15 protein-coding genes and 1 tRNA gene are annotated in these 17,117 nt (G+C 39.2%); 2 read left to right on the top strand and 14 right to left on the bottom strand.

Annotated elements, in window-relative coordinates; genetic code table 11:
- Positions 1-46: 46 nt before the first annotated feature.
- From era to HXT51_RS01100, 6 genes are all read right to left on the bottom strand, one after another.
- On the bottom strand, positions 47-1,042 hold the full coding sequence (gene era / locus HXT51_RS01075) for a GTPase Era (protein ID WP_415705844.1): 996 nt from the start codon (positions 1,040-1,042) through the stop codon (positions 47-49).
- 572 nt (positions 1,043-1,614) lie between these two features.
- On the bottom strand, positions 1,615-2,985 hold the full coding sequence (locus tag HXT51_RS01080; protein ID WP_421776790.1) for a hemolysin family protein: 1,371 nt from the start codon (positions 2,983-2,985) through the stop codon (positions 1,615-1,617).
- 116 nt (positions 2,986-3,101) lie between these two features.
- Entirely contained in the window at positions 3,102-3,641 is a 540-nt protein-coding gene (ybeY, locus tag HXT51_RS01085) for an rRNA maturation RNase YbeY (protein ID WP_103084172.1), read from the bottom strand.
- 2 nt (positions 3,642-3,643) lie between these two features.
- On the bottom strand, positions 3,644-5,029 hold the full coding sequence (locus HXT51_RS01090) for a PhoH family protein (protein ID WP_415705758.1): 1,386 nt from the start codon (positions 5,027-5,029) through the stop codon (positions 3,644-3,646).
- A gap of 3 nt (positions 5,030-5,032) precedes the next feature.
- Complete coding sequence (locus HXT51_RS01095; protein ID WP_421776567.1) at positions 5,033-5,395, bottom strand: histidine triad nucleotide-binding protein; 363 nt, start codon at positions 5,393-5,395, stop codon at positions 5,033-5,035.
- Between the two features lie 187 nt (positions 5,396-5,582).
- Positions 5,583-6,380, bottom strand: a complete 798-nt coding sequence (locus tag HXT51_RS01100) for a 16S rRNA (uracil(1498)-N(3))-methyltransferase (RefSeq protein ID WP_421776568.1) — start codon at positions 6,378-6,380, stop codon at positions 5,583-5,585.
- 95 nt (positions 6,381-6,475) lie between these two features.
- On the opposite strand from HXT51_RS01100, the gene HXT51_RS01105 reads away from it, so the two are divergent.
- The gene (locus HXT51_RS01105; RefSeq protein ID WP_421776569.1) at positions 6,476-7,528 is read left to right on the top strand and encodes a succinate dehydrogenase/fumarate reductase iron-sulfur subunit; all 1,053 of its coding nucleotides are present in this window, start codon (positions 6,476-6,478) and stop codon (positions 7,526-7,528) included.
- A gap of 130 nt (positions 7,529-7,658) precedes the next feature.
- On the opposite strand, the gene HXT51_RS01110 is transcribed toward HXT51_RS01105, so the two are convergent.
- The 5 genes from HXT51_RS01110 to HXT51_RS01130 all read right to left on the bottom strand — a co-directional run bounded on the left by HXT51_RS01110 (position 7,659) and on the right by HXT51_RS01130 (position 11,416).
- The gene (locus HXT51_RS01110) at positions 7,659-8,450 is read right to left on the bottom strand and encodes a TIGR00730 family Rossman fold protein (RefSeq protein WP_421776570.1); all 792 of its coding nucleotides are present in this window, start codon (positions 8,448-8,450) and stop codon (positions 7,659-7,661) included.
- 20 nt (positions 8,451-8,470) lie between these two features.
- A complete protein-coding gene (locus HXT51_RS01115) occupies positions 8,471-9,715 on the bottom strand; it encodes a Na+/H+ antiporter NhaA (protein WP_103084168.1) in 1,245 nt (414 codons plus the stop codon).
- Between the two features lie 141 nt (positions 9,716-9,856).
- Positions 9,857-9,930: transfer RNA gene (locus HXT51_RS01120), tRNA-Arg, on the bottom strand.
- Between the two features lie 170 nt (positions 9,931-10,100).
- Complete coding sequence (locus HXT51_RS01125; RefSeq protein WP_103084167.1) at positions 10,101-10,799, bottom strand: ATP-dependent Clp protease proteolytic subunit; 699 nt, start codon at positions 10,797-10,799, stop codon at positions 10,101-10,103.
- A gap of 5 nt (positions 10,800-10,804) precedes the next feature.
- Positions 10,805-11,416, bottom strand: a complete 612-nt coding sequence (locus HXT51_RS01130) for an ATP-dependent Clp protease proteolytic subunit (protein WP_103084166.1) — start codon at positions 11,414-11,416, stop codon at positions 10,805-10,807.
- 179 nt (positions 11,417-11,595) lie between these two features.
- Between HXT51_RS01130 and HXT51_RS01135 the strand changes: the two genes are divergently transcribed.
- The gene (locus tag HXT51_RS01135) at positions 11,596-12,450 is read left to right on the top strand and encodes a hypothetical protein (protein WP_421776571.1); all 855 of its coding nucleotides are present in this window, start codon (positions 11,596-11,598) and stop codon (positions 12,448-12,450) included.
- Positions 12,451-12,503: 53 nt separating this feature from the next.
- Here HXT51_RS01135 and HXT51_RS01140 read toward each other — a convergent pair whose 3' ends face one another.
- The 3 genes from HXT51_RS01140 to HXT51_RS01150 all read right to left on the bottom strand — a co-directional run bounded on the left by HXT51_RS01140 (position 12,504) and on the right by HXT51_RS01150 (position 17,011).
- Positions 12,504-13,931: a chloride channel protein gene (locus HXT51_RS01140; RefSeq protein WP_421776572.1), complete on the bottom strand. Its 1,428-nt coding sequence runs from the start codon at positions 13,929-13,931 to the stop codon at positions 12,504-12,506.
- Between the two features lie 213 nt (positions 13,932-14,144).
- Positions 14,145-15,503, bottom strand: coding sequence for a trigger factor (gene tig / locus HXT51_RS01145; protein ID WP_421776573.1), 1,359 nt, complete (start codon positions 15,501-15,503; stop codon positions 14,145-14,147).
- 53 nt (positions 15,504-15,556) lie between these two features.
- A complete protein-coding gene (locus tag HXT51_RS01150) occupies positions 15,557-17,011 on the bottom strand; it encodes an HRDC domain-containing protein (protein ID WP_421776574.1) in 1,455 nt (484 codons plus the stop codon).
- Between the last annotated feature and the right edge of the window lie 106 nt (positions 17,012-17,117).

Consider the following 17,117-nt stretch of genomic DNA (forward strand, 5'->3'; position numbering starts at 1 on the left):
CTAGGCAGAATGAGCGAGTCAAAAAACGCTAATCAAAATCTGCTTGCTAAAATCCCAAACGCTCAAGCTTCTTAGGGTCGCTCTGCCATCCTTTTGCAACCTTCACATGCAATTCAAGCACAGCTTTAGAACCAGTAATGCGATTTACAGCAGTTCTCAAACGCTTCTTAACGCGCACTAAATGCTCCGCACGATGCCCAATAATAATCGGCTTTTGCGAATCACGCTCAACATAAACAGACACAAGCACATGCGCTTTGTTGTCTTCGTATTGAGTGTCCTCGCCGCCGCCCGGATACACAATATCGTCAACTACAACAGCTAAAGAATGAGGCAACTCGTCGTCCAATTCTTCCAAAAATGCGCCGCGAATAAGCTCCGAAATCATGCTTTCTGGACTTTCCTCGCTAAGCTGATCCGCCGGATACATTTGCGGACCTTCCGGCAAGTTTTGAATCAAAACATTCTTAACTTCATCAACATTGTCGCGTTCCAACGCACTAACTGGAACAATATCCGTAAAATCAGCAAACTGCTGAATTTGAAGCAAATGCGCAACTAACTCGCTGCGGTTAAGCGTATCGATTTTCGTAACAATACCGATAAGCGGAACTTTCCAAGTCCAATTGCCCTTATCATCTTTTTTAGCAAAATCGGAGCGAAGACGGCTCAGGATTCGCCTATCTCCAGGCCCTATCTCCTGGTCTGCTGGAAGCAAGAATGCAATCGCGTCAACATCTGCAAGCGACTCGTCAACAATATCGTTCAAACGCTGACCAAGAAGCGTACGCGGACGGTGAATACCCGGAGTATCAACCAGAACCATTTGCGCATTATCTGTTGTAACAATTCCGCGAATAGCCTTACGCGTAGTTTCCGGGCGAGAAGACGCAATAGCAATTTGCGTTCCAATAAGAGCGTTCATAAGCGTTGATTTACCAACGTTTGGCCTACCAACTACAGCTATGAAACCGGAACGGTATCCGTGAAAATCAGGAGTAGAAATCGTTGCGCGAGTTGAAGCGTCTAGATTTGCAAACATCTCGTCGTCGAAGTCATCAGTGTCGTCAAAGTTGTTATCTAAATCACTATCTACTTCACTATCGAAGTCATTATCTAAGTTATCGTCGTTAGCAAATTTACTATCGTCTTTAAGATCACTCATAATTAATCCATCCAAATTCAAAATATTCCATAAAATCAAAACACTACATAAAACATTACATCAAATAAAGCATTACATAAATATTATCTGTTAATATCAAACTTTAGATTTTATTATTTTATTATTCAATTGTTCAATTAGGCTACTAAAAACGATTAGTTTACTAGCCTACTACCCTATTAAGTTAGCCAATTTTATTATTCAATTAACCTATTCAATTAACCTATTCAATTAACACACTAACTTCAAAATTTTTAGAATATAAAAGAAATTTCAAATTACGCATTATCTACGTTTCCTCAATATTCTTTTAAAAATCTTCGTAAAAATTTTAGTCAATATTTTTACTAATACCTTCTGGAATAATTTTCCAATAAGCCTAGATATTAATCTTCTCATAACTTTCAATCCTCCGAATAAAAGCTTCAATATTATTAATATTATTAATATTACTTATCAGAACTACTGGTATTAGTATCTTCACGATTCTCTTGCAAACCCTGCAAATCTCTTTCAACAACTATTGTTGAAACTTTCTTACGCCTTCCAGCAGAATCAACAGCAGTTAGCTTAAGACCTCTTGTTACAGCACTAGATCCAACAATAGGAACATTACCTAAAAGTTTAGTGAGCAATCCAAATACAGTATCAACATCGTCTTCGTCAATATGTACCTCAAACAAATCTTCAAGATCTGCTATAGGCGTACGCGCAGGCATTCGCCATACTCCATCACTTATTTCTTCAGGATCAGCGCGTTGAGTACGATCATGCTCATCTTCCAATTCGCCAACAATTTGCTCAATCGCATCTTCAATAGTAACTAAACCAGCAATACCGCCATATTCGTCAACTACAACAGCAACATGCTGACGAATGCGTTGCATTTCATGGAATAAATCATCCACAGGCTTTGATTCCGGAACAAGCATTGGGTCACGAGTAATCGTAGAAACAGCTCTACTAGAAGCAGCATGATTAAATACAGTTGCTCTAACAGCATCTTTTAAATACGCTATTCCAACCAAATCATCTACAGAATCACCAATAACCGGTACGCGAGAAAATCCTGAGCGAGAGCATAACTTCAAAAAATCTTCTAACGTTTCGCTATTCTTTACGCAAATCATATCCGTACGCGGAACCATAATTTCACGAGTTAAAGTATCTGAAAGCGTAAGAACATTTCGCATCATTTCTGAAACTTCTGGATCGAAATCATTAGCTTCAACTAAACGATCTATACTAGCTTTTGCCTGATCTCTTTGAATATCCTCTAAAGCTTCATCATCTGAAAGATCAGTATGTTTTTTACGAGAAGCCATATCAACATCGCTTGCAACTCTTACACAAGGATTTAAAGCTATTGCGATTAGCACAATACGCGATAATCTCATAAGTTTTGCAACAGGTTGAGCAGCTCCAACAGATCTTGGACGAACAAGAATAGAAATAACAGCGACAATTATTGATATAACAACGCCAATAAGAATAGTCAGCCATAAAGGTGATTTAAAAACACTAGCTATAGAAGCTACTAAAACACCATCTAGCAGATTGCATAAGATTCTCACAAAAGCACAAGCACTAGAAGCAGCATAACGATCTGCAATCAATCTTTTCACTCTATGGATTCGAGCTATTTTTCTCATGCGAACTATAGCGCTAATATCATCCTCGTTAGTTTGAGCTTCAATCATCATATTATTCAAACTTGCACGAGTAACTCTAGGTATAGCACCTTCAGCAGCAGCCATCGCTAATGAAAGCCATACTAAAAGCACAGCAACCAAAAATGAAACTACAACAACCGTCCACATTTGCACAGACAATTCTGGAAGCTCAGGAATTTTAAAGCTTTCAAACAAGTTCGTCAATTCTCATCATCGCCTTTGACTGTTATTTTGTCGCTTATTTTGCACGTTATTTTGCACGCTTACTTTTTTCTAGAGTCTGAATGATTTTTATCGTATAAATCTAATTCATTCACAGCGCCTTCAGGAAGAGTTGCGTCATAAAGTTCTCCAGATCTAGCTGCAAAGAAAGTAAGCAATAGCTGACGTTGCAAACCAAACATTTGCTTTTCTTCATCCGGCGTAGTGTGATCGTATCCAAGTAGATGAAGCATGCCATGAATAGTTAATAAAAGCATTTCTTCCATTGTGCTATGACCTGCAGCTAACGCTTGCTGCTGTGCCACCCAAGGGCAAATCACTAAGTCACCAAGCATGCCTTCAGATACTTTATCATCGCTTCCAGGAGTAAGCTCATCCATTGGGAAACTCATGACATCTGTTGGTCCTTCTAAATTCATCCATCGCTCATGCAAGCTAGCGATTGGCTCAGGATCAACAAAAGTAATTGATAAATCAGATTGCGTACTTACACGCATCTTTTGTAAAACCCACATTCCAAGATCAGAAAAAATTTTAGGATCAATATTCCATACTGTTTCATTCATAACATCAACGCTCATGATTACTCATTATTCCTCTCGTGAGCACTTTCAGAAATTTTAGATTCAATATTTACATCATTTACATCGCCAAGCTGTTCAATATCATATTGTTCTTGAACACGCTGCATATCATCACGCTGCTCATTAGGATCCTGCATATCATCGCGCTGTTCATGTACGCTCTGGCCATTAAAGCGATAATCATTAACGCTCTGATCTTCTTTTTTAAAAGGTGCTTTTTGATTGCGCTCAAGTCTTTTACGCTCAACAAATGAATCATATCGATCATATGCTTCTACTATACGTCCCACTAACGCATGACGAACAACATCATCAGCATGCAAATGAACAAAAGCTATATCTTTCACGCAGTCTAAAATGCGCTCAATTGAAAGCAAACCAGATTTCGGAACAGCAAGATCAACTTGAGTTATATCTCCAGTAATAACCATAGTAGTATTAAATCCGAGACGCGTTAAAAACATCTTTAACTGCTGCACAGTAGCATTTTGAGCTTCATCAAGAATAACAAAAGCATCGTTTAACGTGCGACCTCGCATATATGCAAGAGGAGCAACTTCAACAATATTTTCATCCAAATAGCGTTTTAATTGAGATGGCCCAAGCATATCTGAAAGAGCATCATAAAGCGGTCTTAAATAAGGATCAACTTTATCGTTTAGCGTTCCAGGCAAAAAGCCCAAGCTTTCTCCAGCTTCAACAGCAGGACGCGTTAAAACAATCCTACGAACTCTGCCATCTTCTAATGCACGAACAGCTTTAGCAACTGCTAAATATGTTTTACCTGTTCCAGCTGGACCAATACCAAACGTTACAATATTGCAATCCATTGCTTGTACGTATTGGGTTTGACCAGCTGTTTTAGCGCGCACAGGATTTCCGCCTGCAAAAGTAATAACACCCTTACTCATGCGAGCTCTTCTGCTCATAGCACGGCGATGCGCTTCTTCGCTAGAAGGCAAAAATTCGCTCGAATCTCTTGAAAATTCATTTTCTGAACGTGAAGCAGAATTGTTAACGCTATAAGATGATGCACTTAAACTATTTGCAAGCACACCACCATTATGACCAATACGATCAATACGCACATTATGTTCATCGTTGCGTAAAATATCTCGCTCTAGCATTCTTTTTACTTCATACGAATCCATAGGATGCTCATAAGCTGCATCAATCATTCTCTGTAAAGCATACTGTGCCTTCGAAGCATCTTCCTCGCTACGAGCATAATGAGATACGATACGAACATCCTGACCATGAACGCTAATATCTACTGCAGGAAAAGCGCTTTCAACATAACGCAAATGAGCATCAGCAGCGCCTAAAACTGCAACTGAATTCAATTCGCTAGGAATATGAACAATGCGCGTAGTATTTTTTGTCACGATTTACAAACTACCTTCTACCAATTTTTCACCAGTCAGCACATGCGCATGCACATGGAAAACTGTTTGACCAGCATCAAGACCAGTATTAAACACAAGTCGGTAATCACCATGGAATGCATCATTTGCAATATTTTGCGCAACCTCAGCAATATGAGCCAAAGTCTCAGAAGATTTGCTAGCAAGCTCAGCAACATTCTTATAATGATTTCGAGGAACAATCAACACATGCACTTTTGCTTGCGGATTAATATCTTTAAAAGCTACGAGTGTGTCATCTTCATAAACTCTACTGCTTGGAATTTCACCAGCAATAATCTTGCAAAAAATGCAATCACTTTCAGTATGATACTTAATATCACTCATGATTCTCCCCTTATATTTTGCTCATAACACAATCAAATGCTTATGCTTACGTATGAAGCATACTTCTTATTATTCTACACAAAACTACACATTTTATTTATAAATATTTGTATTTATATCAATCATTTATATCAATCATTTATATCAATCATATACATCAATCACTCATTTAAATCATCCATATAAATCACTCATAACGGCCTAAAACGCGAGAAAGCAATGAAAGCGCTACAGGACCTGCTGCAGATGCTCTAAGAATATTACTGCCTAACACACAGCTTTTAGCTCCAGCATCAACAAACATTGACACTTCATCTTCGCTTATTCCACCTTCAGGGCCAACTAACACATACACAGTGCGCTCGCGGCCATCGGAAAGACAACGATCTGTAAGATCATTTACATAAGATTCGATTTGACTCCAAGAATCAGTAGCATCTTGATGCAAAACTATAACCAAATTTCCATAAACACATGCTCGTCTGCATATTGCAACAACATTTTTACTTGATACGCAATCACCTAGCTCAGGAATCCAAGCTCTACGAGATTGTTCAGTTGCAGATTGCAAAACTTGATTCCACCGCTTATCACTGCGCCCTTGCTTCCATTTTGCAATAGATCTATCTGAGCACCAAGGAATTATCTCATCTACTCCAATTTGAGTTGCCATATCAATAGCCTGCTCATCATGACCTGTTTTAGCCAATGCTTGAACAAGAGCTAGACGAGTAGTTGTACGAGGCTCTCTTAAAAATGAATTAACCTTAACTAAACCATTTTCTTCATCTGTAACTGTAGCGTGAATCCTCAAACCTTTTCCGTCAGAAAGCTGTAAAGCGTCTCCAGATTTTAACCTCATAGCAGATATAGCATGACGTTTTATACGAGCTGGCAACTGTAAAGTCCAGCCCTCCTCAATGCCATTAGCCAATATAGGCGCATCATCATGATCGATATCTAATAAAAATAAAGCGTCAGTCATAGTTCAAGCCTAACCTTAAGGCTGCACCAACTTTAAAATGTTTCTGTGCAAGTATTGTGGCAAACTAGAATAGTACGTATTGGAGGTAAAGCGCAATGACTGATAATTTTAGCGATAGCACTGCGCTTGTTACCTTACGCATTTCGCGTTTTATGCCATTTTCTCAAGTAAATGATGAAGATGACAATACTCAAAATGTGCGCAAACGTAGAGAAAGTCCTTTTGCTCGCAAAAAAAGAAGCAATCCTTTTGCAAAAGTGGATTCTTCTGAAAAAAATATAGATGAATCTTCAGAATTTTCTAAACCTTCTGCAAAACGTATTCAAGGCAAACATTGGACTCAAGATTATAATTTACGAGTTCATTCAACAGATACAATTCTTGACTGCTTGCTTACTATTAAACGCACAATCGATCCAACTCTAGCTTTTCGTTACTCATGTGGACACGGAGTGTGCGGCTCAGATGCAGCAAACGTAAACGGTATGCCAACACTTCTATGTAGCGCAACAATCGGAGCAAACGCACGTCCTGAAATAAACTCTAACGTACAATCTCGCGGATTTAGAAAAACAGGCACTACAAGCAGTAATGCGCAGGCGGAAAAATCGCCAATTTTGCAGCAAAAATCTAAAGAAATCAGTTCCCCACAAAATAACAGCTTCGGCATTATTGAGCTGTCTCCACTTTCGGGATTTAGTGTTCAACGCGATCTTATATGCGATATTTCACCTATGATTGCGCAAATAAAACGTTTAGAACCTTATTTGCAAGCTGCAAACATTCCTACAAGAAATAACGAAGGAAAACTCGAGCTTATTGAGTTCTTGCAAAATCCTGAAGAACTTCAAAAAATTGAACTTTTAAGCAATTGCATTATGTGCGGAGCATGCGAAGGAATATGCCCAATTTATGCAGGCGGAGAAGCATTCATTGGTCCAGCTGCTTTAATTAATGCAGCACGATTCATTTACGATTCTAGAGACAGCAAAACAGAGCACCGCTTAGATTTGATTGACAGCAGCGATGGAATAAGCGCATGCCAGTCGGTTAGAGCCTGCTCTAGACAGTGCCCTCGCGGAATTGACATAGGCGAAGAGATTTGGCAGCTTACAACACTTGTAAACGAACGTAAAGCTCAAGATTAGTTAATTAATTTGCTAGCAAAATAAATAACTATCTAGCTTATATTTCTTAACGCTACTTTTGCTGCTATTTCCTACTTCTTACCACTATTCCTTAATGTTATTTCTTACCACTATTCATTAACGCTATTTCTTACTTCTCGGCTCCGGAAGCATCGGCTCCGGAAGCAATGCGCACAGCCTCTATAGGATCATCAGTAATAGCGAGAAGATTTGGATCAATCGAAGAAATAAATCCTCTACTCATAACACTATTTTTCAGCCAATCTATAAGACCATTCCAATATGAGCTACCAAAAAGAACCACAGGAACTTTTGCAACTTTATGCGTTTGAACAAGTGTTAAAGCTTCAAACATTTCATCCATAGTGCCAAAACCGCCCGGACATACAATAATTCCAGAAGAATATTTCATAAACATGGTTTTGCGCACAAAGAAATATCTAAATTGCATTCCTAAATTAACCCACTTATTCAAGTTTTGCTCATGTGGAAGTTCAATGCCAAGACCAACTGAAGTTCCGCCAGATTCCGCGGCTCCACGATTAGCAGCCTCCATAATTCCAGGACCGCCACCAGTAATAACCGCAAACCCGCGTTTCACTAATTGCTCACCCATAAGTCGAGCAGCAGAATATTCAGGCTCATTTTCTTTAACTCGAGCAGAACCAAATATGCTAACAGCTGCACCTAAACCAGAAAGAGCATCAAAACCATCAACAAACTCTGCTTGTATGCGCAAAGCACGCCAAGGATCAGCATTACGCCAGTATTTCTCGCAATTATTGCAGGTATCGAAATCGTGCTTTAATAATATTTCAGTACTACTCTCATTAGGAATCATAGGACCTTTTAATATTGCAGCTCCACGATAATACGTATCGTTCCAAGGCGGTACATCTTTAGAAGAATTTTCCGAAATCATATTATCTGCTTCCAAAACATTCACTCCTTAGATTTTTCCATTCGCTTTGATTGACTATACAGAAGTGCGCCTGAAACTCCTGCAGCAATAAGAGAAGCAACAAGTACTCCAAATCTTGCTTCTCCAGAAAGATCAGCGTCAGAATAAGCTAGAGAGGCTATAAGAAGTGACACAGTAAATCCTATGCCGCAAGCACACGCAGTAGGTAATAAATCGAATACTTTTAAGTTATCTGGAACTTTTAATCCAATAAAGTTCTTAGCGACAAAAGCTGTAAGCATAATGCCCAAAGGCTTACCAATAACTAAAGCAACAGTTATTGCAATAACAATAGGAGAAATAAATAATTGCCAAGTTAAGGTTTCAAAATGGACGCCAGTGGCAAATAGTGCGAATATTGGCAAAGCGAAAAGCGAAGAAAGAGGCTGGATTTTTTCACGATATCGTTCAGCTCTCAAAGACTTTTCTCCATGAACCAAATGTGCAGGAGTAAATAAGCCAACCATAACACCCGCCAAAGTTGGATGAACGCCTGCCTGATACATCATAATCCACGCAAGAATACCTACTATTGCAACTAAAATCCACGGAACTTTTTTAAGACGAACTAACATAGTCCAAACTAATCCGCAAAGAATTACGCCTACAAACCAATACCAATCTTTCAACGATGAGAAGAAAATAGCTATTAAAGCAATTCCTAGAAGATCGTCAACAGTAGCCAAAGTCATTAAAAAGGCTCTTAAAGCCTTAGGTAGTGCTTTAGCAAACAGCGCCAAAACAGCTAAAGAAAATGCGATATCTGTTGCAGTAGGAATAGCCCAGCCATCTCTTACCATTTCAAGAGATGGAAGAGCGCCAGAAGTAAGACGCATTATTTCTTGATCTGCATGAAACTCTGAAAAAAGCGTAACTGTGCACACGAATAATATTGGAGGCATAATCATACCGCCAACTGCACAAATCATAGGCATTGCAGCTGCGCGAGGATCAGATAACGATCCAGCTACTAACTCATGTTTCAGATCCAAGCCAACAGTAAGGAAGAAAATAGTAAGCAAACCGTCTTGCACCCAATGGCCAATAGACATGTTGATGTTGGTATAAGGTATTCCAACATTAGTGTGCGAGATCGCTTCAAAAACAGGCGCAGTTATAGGAATATTTGCCAACAACAAGCCAGTAAGAGCAAAAGCTAGCATAATTAAGCCAGATAATCGCTCATTATTAGCTATATTGCGAACTATTCTCCAACTGCGTAACATATCTTAACTATTCCCTTCAAAACTATTCGCTAAATAATCAAATTTACAGCACTTTTTAGTATAACTTAAAGGGATAAACCGAGCGAGTTAGTAACATGATAATAAAAAAAATCGCGGCACAAAAGCACTGCGATTAATTTGTGCGCCAGACAGGATTCGAACCTGCAACCTTCTGATCCGTAGTCAGATGCTCTAATCCGTTGGGCTACTGGCGCATGTTTCCAGCCTCAAGAACCATGTCCTTGTTTCCGGCAACTTGACTAATATACAACTTATAAAACAAAAACACAAACCCCGGCGTGTCGCCAGGATTTGTGTTTATAGAAATCCTCTAACTTTTCTCTAACTTTTCTCGCTATTTAGATTCTATTATTAAAATTTGAAGTTAGAAGTTATCACGAGTATAGCTTTTATCTCTATGCTCTAAAACTTGATCAACAATGCCATATTCTTTTGCTTGAGGAGCAGTCAAAATAGTATCAACCTCAATATCTTTACGAATACGATCAATATCCTGACCAGTATGCTTAGCAAGAGTATTTTCTAACCATTCACGCAACCTAAGCATTTCTTTTGCTTGCAACTCAATTTCTGTAGCCTTACCAAAATCTTGCCCCATAGCTGGTTGATGAATCAAAACGCGTGCATTAGGCAAAATCATACGCTTTCCAGAAGTACCTGCAGCAAGCAAAATAGCTGCAGCAGAAGCAGCTTGACCTAAGCAAACTGTTTGAACATCAGGACTGATATATTGCATCGTGTCATAAATAGCAGTCATAGCAGTCATGGAACCGCCTGGAGAATTAATATACATCATCACATCACGATTAGGATCCATGCTTTCCAAAACCAAAAGCTGAGCCATAATATCGTCAGCAGATGTATCGTCCACTTGAACGCCCATGAAAATAATACGATCTTCAAAAAGCTTAGTATACGGATCCTGAGTTTTCATACCATAAGGAGTTTGCTCTCCAAATTGCGGTAAAACATAACGATTCGTAATTCTCTGACTTGAAGAAATACCGCCAAAACCAGCTAAACGTTGTGCTCGCGCAACGAACTTCGCTTCTTCACTTGCCATAATAACTACTCCTCACCTCGCATTGAAGCCGGTGTGGTCACAATCTTATCAACGAAACCATATTCCAAAGCTTGCTGTGCAGTAAACCAATGGTCATATTCGTTATCTCGATATATTTCTTCAACAGTATGGCCAGTTTGCTGTGCAGTAAGCTCAGAAAGCGTCTTCTTCATATCCATAATCAATTCAGCATTGATTCTCACATCAGTAGCTGTACCACCAACACCACCAGAAGGCTGGTGCATAAGCACGCGAGCATGAGAAGTGATAAAACGCTTTCCAGGAGTGCCAGAGCTTAACAAGAACTGACCCATAGAAGCAGCCATACCTACAGCAATAGTTGCAACATCTGGTTCAATAAGTTGCATTGTATCGTAAATTGCCATACCTGCTGTAATAGAACCGCCTGGAGAATTAATATACAACCAAATATCTTTCTTAGGGTCTTCTGCTGCAAGCATTAACATTTGAGCGCAAATAACATTTGCATTCTCGTCTTTAACTTCGGAACCAAGCCAAATAATACGATCTTTTAATAACCTGTTAAAAATCGAATCAGTTTGGGATGGCGCTTCACCCTGTTCCATCACAGGAGAAGTTGTAAGCAAATTGGTCACTTTATCTCCTTCAATTTGTCAATTGTTTCTACATTATCGTGTGCTCGTGACTGTATTAAAACATATTATCCGTGAAACAAACACAATCTTTTACACATATTTTTTACTCATTCTGTTGCCACAAGTATGCAACATTTAGTATATTTTTAGATAACTTATCAACTCATAGAGGAGAAGTCATGGATTCCAACAACTTGCCAAACAATAATTATTCTCCGGATGCAGAAGCAAATAACGGCTATCAAAACAACGGTTATCCAGACAATTCATACCAGAACAATGGGTACCAAAACAGCGAATATCAAAATAACGCTTATCAGAATAACGGATACCAGAACAATGGATACCAGAACAATGGATACCAGAACAATGGATACCAAAACAATTCTTATCCAGACAATTCATACCAAAATAACGGGTACCAGAACAATGGGTACCAAAACAGCTGGAATTCAACAAACAGTTACCAGAATAACGTAAATCCTAATAATGGATATCAAACAAACATATATCAAAATAGTCAAGAGCCAGTAAACAACTATGCGTCAAACCAATATCAAAATACAGCAAAAACAAGTATTTTAAATAAACGAAATATTTTTATTGGTTTAGCAGCGATAGTGGCAGCAGTAATTGCACTATCAGTCGGTGGATTTTTAATAACGAATATCTTCTTTAAACCACATTACAATTGCTCTGCAGAAAAAAGCGCAAATATTGAAGAATATCTAAATTGCCACCCTTCAGAAGTGAAGGATTTCAATGATAGAATGAGTAATGATAGTGACTTCTCCACAAAAATTGAAGCTAAAGGTGATACGCTCAATCTGACTGTGCAATTCAAATATCACGTGCCTGACGAAGACATTTCATTGTTAAGAAATCAAGTTGCTTCATCTTCTAATAACTTCTCAAGAATATTTCCATCAGCAGAAGAAATTAAAAGTAAGATTATTTCTCCAATACATTTACACTACACTTTGCTAAATGATGATGGCGGTTTTATTACTGATAAAGACTACCTCGCTAATTAGTAAATATATAATATGCGCCTCTGTTATCATTAAATAAACAAAGGCGCATATTTTTATTTTCTACTAAAAGTTTTTGACAGTAGCGTTATACTTCGCGCAGCAGCACAAGCAATAACCATCGGAATAATCATAATAAGCGGAACATTCACTAACTGCGCCACCAGTAAAAGCGCAAACCATAATGATTTTCTGCTAGCAGTCAATAGGCTTGCAGCGCCAAAAATCGCAGCAATTATCAAGACATTAGGCTGATTTGATATTATGCTACCAATTAGTGGAAGTTTTATACTTATAACGCCTACAATCAGCCCAATACAAGCGCCGGTTGAAATACTTGGTTGTAGCACACCTCCAGAAGCACCGCAACGCAAAACAAGCAAAGTCATAAACATTTTCATCATTGCAAGAAGCAACAAAATAATCATAATGTTAGAGCTATCTACCGCATACGGAAAGCTAGACACAGAAAACGCAAACTGAGAAAGTGACCTACCATTCCCCATAATATGTGGAAACCAGCAAGCTGCGATACCAATAACTAAGCCAGCTACAGGCATAAAACACAGCATTTTTACGCCGCGCAAAGCATGAGTGCGACACCAAATAATACCCAATCGAAAAACGTAACCAACTAAGCCGCACACAGCACCAACAACAACAGCTAAAGCACAAATTTGCCAAGAAATCGCACATGAAAATTGCGAAATATTGTAGTAGCTAGAATGATGCATTAAAAATTCAACAACAAGCGTAGCAATATAATTCATAACAAGCGCAAAAGGCAAGCAATACAAGCGCTCCGAACGCGAAATATTTTTAATTACATTAACTACTACAGGACCGTTTTCACGATTTAGCCATGCGTAAAAACCAAGGCCTTGAGTTTTACTAAGCAAACCTAAAGCAAGCACAGTGCCAGCTAAAGGAGCATGATATACTGCAGCCAAACCAGCGCCTGCAGCAGAGGCAATGAGTACGCGCTGAGTTTTAGCAGATATATGAAAAATACTACTGTAACGCTGAGCAATCATTGCAGCCAATTCTCGCGGAGCTACTTCCCTGCCGATTGAAATCCCAGAACCAACAATGCTGATTTGTAACAAAACATGTGCGATAGTAGAAAAAATTGGCATATTGCTTCCGTCAACAGCTTGCGGAATTGTGACAATACGAGGAGGATTTTTTCTCTTGCGCAAAAAATACCAAGTTACGCTAGCAATAGTCATCGCAATCGTGCAAGATAGCACGTAACGATACCACGGAAGCTCCGAAAATACAGTGTTTTTAGCAGATTCAATTGATCCAAAAGCAAGATATTGTACTGCATAAAGAATAAACGTAAGAGCTGTTGCGCCTAAGCCGGTAATGATGCCAATGAAAATAACAGATAAAATTAGGAAAGCAAAATTTATAAACCTAAAAAGCACTGTTTTGCTATTGCAACTGAGATTCGTTGCATTAGTTTTGCTAGTACTTTTCATTATTTATACTTTCACTAAATTATATGAGATCAAATTTAAGATCACATTTATATGAGATTACATTACAAATATACGAAAACGAATATATAAGTAAAACATATATAAAATATATAAAATAAATAAAATATAAGTAAGACCCGGCAGAAAATACTTCCGCTAGGTCTTACTTAGAGCTGTCACTTAAGTAACAGCGTAGAAAAATTAGTTATACTTCTACTTGGAAAGCTCGTCAGCGACTTCTGCAGCCTTAGAAGCAGCCTTCACGCTTTCGTCCTCAGAAGGATCCTCTTCTTCAGAAAGGAATGCACTCAAGTCAATTGTTTCACCATTAGAAACAAACTTCACAGCGCGCATACCAGCAATCAAGCCCTTAGAACGAGCAACTTCCTGCACTGCAGAACCAAGCTGACCATTACGGACGATTGCGTTAATGAACTGGCTTGGATCCATACCATACTGCTGAGCAACAGAAATCAAGAAGTTAGTAACATCAGCTTGAGAAACGGAAACATCAAGGCTTTCAGACAAAGCATCAAGAACCATCTGATCGCGAATTTCCTTCTCTGCAGCCTTTTCAGCTTCTTCCTTCTGCTCATCAGTAGCCTTCTCAGGATCTGGAGTCATGCCCTTAAGATGCTCGGCAACAGCCTTATCCTTAACACCCTTTGGCACAGGAATTTCAACTTCTTCCTGAATCTTAGCAATGAAAGCATCGCGAGCAATAGTAGCTTGACGACCTTCATTAGACTGCTCGCAAGACTTGCGAATATCAGCCTTAAGCTCATCCAAAGTATCGAATTCGGAAGCTTCCTGAGCGAAATCATCGTTAAGCTCTGGCAATTCCTGAGTCTTTACGGAATTAACCTTAACCTTAACCTGAGCTTTTTCGCCTTCATGCTTGCTATTCTTATACTCATCAGTCTCGAAAATAGCTTCTTCACCAGCAGAAAGGCCTTCCAATGCCTCATCCATTGCTTTAAGAACACGATTAGCACCAACTTCGATGCTTTCGCCTTCGCTGCTTGCTACTACATCGTCACCGAACGAAGAAGTATAGTCGATATTAGCAAAATCACCCTTCTGAATTGGGCGATCTACACCAACAAGTGTTGCGAAACGATGACGCAACGCTTCAAGACGAGCGTTTACATCTTCATCAGTTACTTCAGGCTTTTCAACTTCAATTTCGACACCCTTAAACTTGTTCAACTTGAACTCTGGGCGACGCTCGACTGTAGCAACAAACTTTAACTTTTCGTCACCGTTGGCTCTTGTTGGCACTTCTTGAACTTCGAACTCTGGCTGATCCATAGGACTAATCTTCTTTTCTTCCAAAGCCTTAGAATAAAGCTCTGGAACAGCAGAATTCACAGCCTCACCGGCAACTGCGCCGAAGCCGACACGCTGATCTACAATCTTCCCTGGTACATGACCCTTACGGAAGCCAGGCACGTTAATCTGCTTGGCGATTTCCTGACGAGCCTCATCCAAGTAAGGCTTGAATTCTTCGAGTTCTACGGTAATGGTGAGCTTAACTTTAGTTGGCTCAAGATTCCTGACGCTGATTTTCACGCTTCATGCTCCTGAAATTACGTTTTTCTAGCTTCTGCCATATGGCACAACCGTTATATGATAGCGCGAGTCACGGACTCAGAAATTAAATCGGCTTGCCAATCTCTAGCGCCTTGCTCAATAAGAAATGAATGAACGTCAATATTCTTAGGATTATCAGTCCAACAAAGGCTACGAATTATTTGAGGTTTAATTAGTATATCTGTCGGAGTATGAGTATCTTCAGATATGCTCATAACAACAGCTTTTACTTTTTTCAATAATGCAAAACGTTTAGGATGATGCTCTCGCCAATATTTCATTGACTTTGGCGCGCCTTGAGTCTCTTGTAAATATGAAGACTCAAAACTATTCATATCCTCTTCAGATTTTTCAATAAATTTATCTTCATTATTGTTCTTAAAACAATCACTATCGGCATCGTCAGTTGAAGATTTCTTACCAGAACAGCCAGAATTATCGAAATTATTAGTATTAGAACTACTACTAGAGCTGTTTGAATCAGAATCAATACTCATTGCGTCTATGCCACTTTTAGCTTTAGAAATAGCTTCTTCAATAACAAGCTTCCAAACATTTGGCTTGATTTTACGCTGAATTGGAGCATATCGCTCAAACATCTTATCCTGCTCACACCCAGTATGAATTCGAACTCTCTCATTAAGAATACGAATCGAACGGAAAGACCTGGAATTGTTTGGCTTACGCTTACTTGCTTCAATAATTGCAGCATCAGAAAGCAATAGCGTTGGAGCAATGTCGTATTGTCTTGCAAGCTCATCTCTTTTTTGCCACAGCTCTTTAGCTATCATTAATCCGATCTTATCGTGCATAAGAACGCTTATATGAGATATTCGAAGCCACGGACGAGGATGCTTAGCTTTCTTTTTTTCTCCAGCTATCAACAAGTGAGCAAATTCTTCTTCAGCCCATAAAAGCTTGCCCTGCTTTTTAAGTTCCGCACGCATTACTTCTTCTAATTCGATTAGCAATTCAACGTCTAAAGCAGCGTAATTTCGCCAATCTCTAGGAAGTGGGCGGTAAGACCAATCCGCTGCAGAATGTTCTTTTGCAAGAGTAAGACCCAAATAATATTCAGTTACAGAGCTTAAACCGAATCGCTTTCTTCCAAGTAATTTAGCCGCAATCTCGGTATCGAATAAAGCAAGCGGGCGCAAACCAATATCAAAAAATCCTGGCAAATCTTGCATTGAATCGTGAATAATCCAAGGCGCATCTCCTACAGCCTTGTTAAATTCATTCCAATCAGCTCCAAGTTTTGTAAGTTCTATTGGATCCAGTAACCCGATTCCTGCACCTTTGCGTTTAAACTGAATTAGCCAATCTTCATGACCATATCTAAAACCGGAAGCTCGCTCGGCATCTGCAGCTAAAGGACCTGAGCCTGCTGCCAACAAGCTACAATAATCTTTATATGCTTCAAGCGTATCAATGACTTCTGGAACTCCTTCTCTAGGCTCTTTTAAAAGCTTTGGTTCCTCGTTCAAGAACGCCTCCCGATTGTACGCTTAGCAAACACATGCATTTAAAAACTATATGCAATATTACACACATAGTTTGCACATTGCTACAGCGAGTAACGCAACTGGCTAT

The sequence above is a fragment of the Gardnerella sp. KA00255 genome (assembly GCF_049244095.1).
GTDB lineage: Bacteria > Actinomycetota > Actinomycetes > Actinomycetales > Bifidobacteriaceae > Bifidobacterium > Bifidobacterium vaginale_F.

Bases quoted from the DNA above. Each gene is read 5' to 3' on its own strand.
- HXT51_RS01135 (WP_421776571.1), top strand. From the start codon at position 11,596: ATGGATTCCAACAACTTGCCAAACAATAATTATTCTCCGGATGCAGAA.
- HXT51_RS01105 (WP_421776569.1), top strand. From the start codon at position 6,476: ATGACTGATAATTTTAGCGATAGCACTGCGCTTGTTACCTTACGCATT.
- HXT51_RS01110 (WP_421776570.1), bottom strand. From the start codon at position 8,450: ATGATTTCGGAAAATTCTTCTAAAGATGTACCGCCTTGGAACGATACG.
- ybeY (WP_103084172.1), bottom strand. From the start codon at position 3,641: ATGAGCGTTGATGTTATGAATGAAACAGTATGGAATATTGATCCTAAA.
- HXT51_RS01100 (WP_421776568.1), bottom strand. From the start codon at position 6,380: ATGACTGACGCTTTATTTTTATTAGATATCGATCATGATGATGCGCCT.
- HXT51_RS01095 (WP_421776567.1), bottom strand. From the start codon at position 5,395: ATGAGTGATATTAAGTATCATACTGAAAGTGATTGCATTTTTTGCAAG.
- HXT51_RS01140 (WP_421776572.1), bottom strand. From the start codon at position 13,931: ATGAAAAGTACTAGCAAAACTAATGCAACGAATCTCAGTTGCAATAGC.
- HXT51_RS01125 (WP_103084167.1), bottom strand. From the start codon at position 10,799: ATGGCAAGTGAAGAAGCGAAGTTCGTTGCGCGAGCACAACGTTTAGCT.
- HXT51_RS01115 (WP_103084168.1), bottom strand. From the start codon at position 9,715: ATGTTACGCAGTTGGAGAATAGTTCGCAATATAGCTAATAATGAGCGA.
- HXT51_RS01080 (WP_421776790.1), bottom strand. From the start codon at position 2,985: ATGTGGACGGTTGTTGTAGTTTCATTTTTGGTTGCTGTGCTTTTAGTA.
- era (WP_415705844.1), bottom strand. From the start codon at position 1,042: ATGTTTGCAAATCTAGACGCTTCAACTCGCGCAACGATTTCTACTCCT.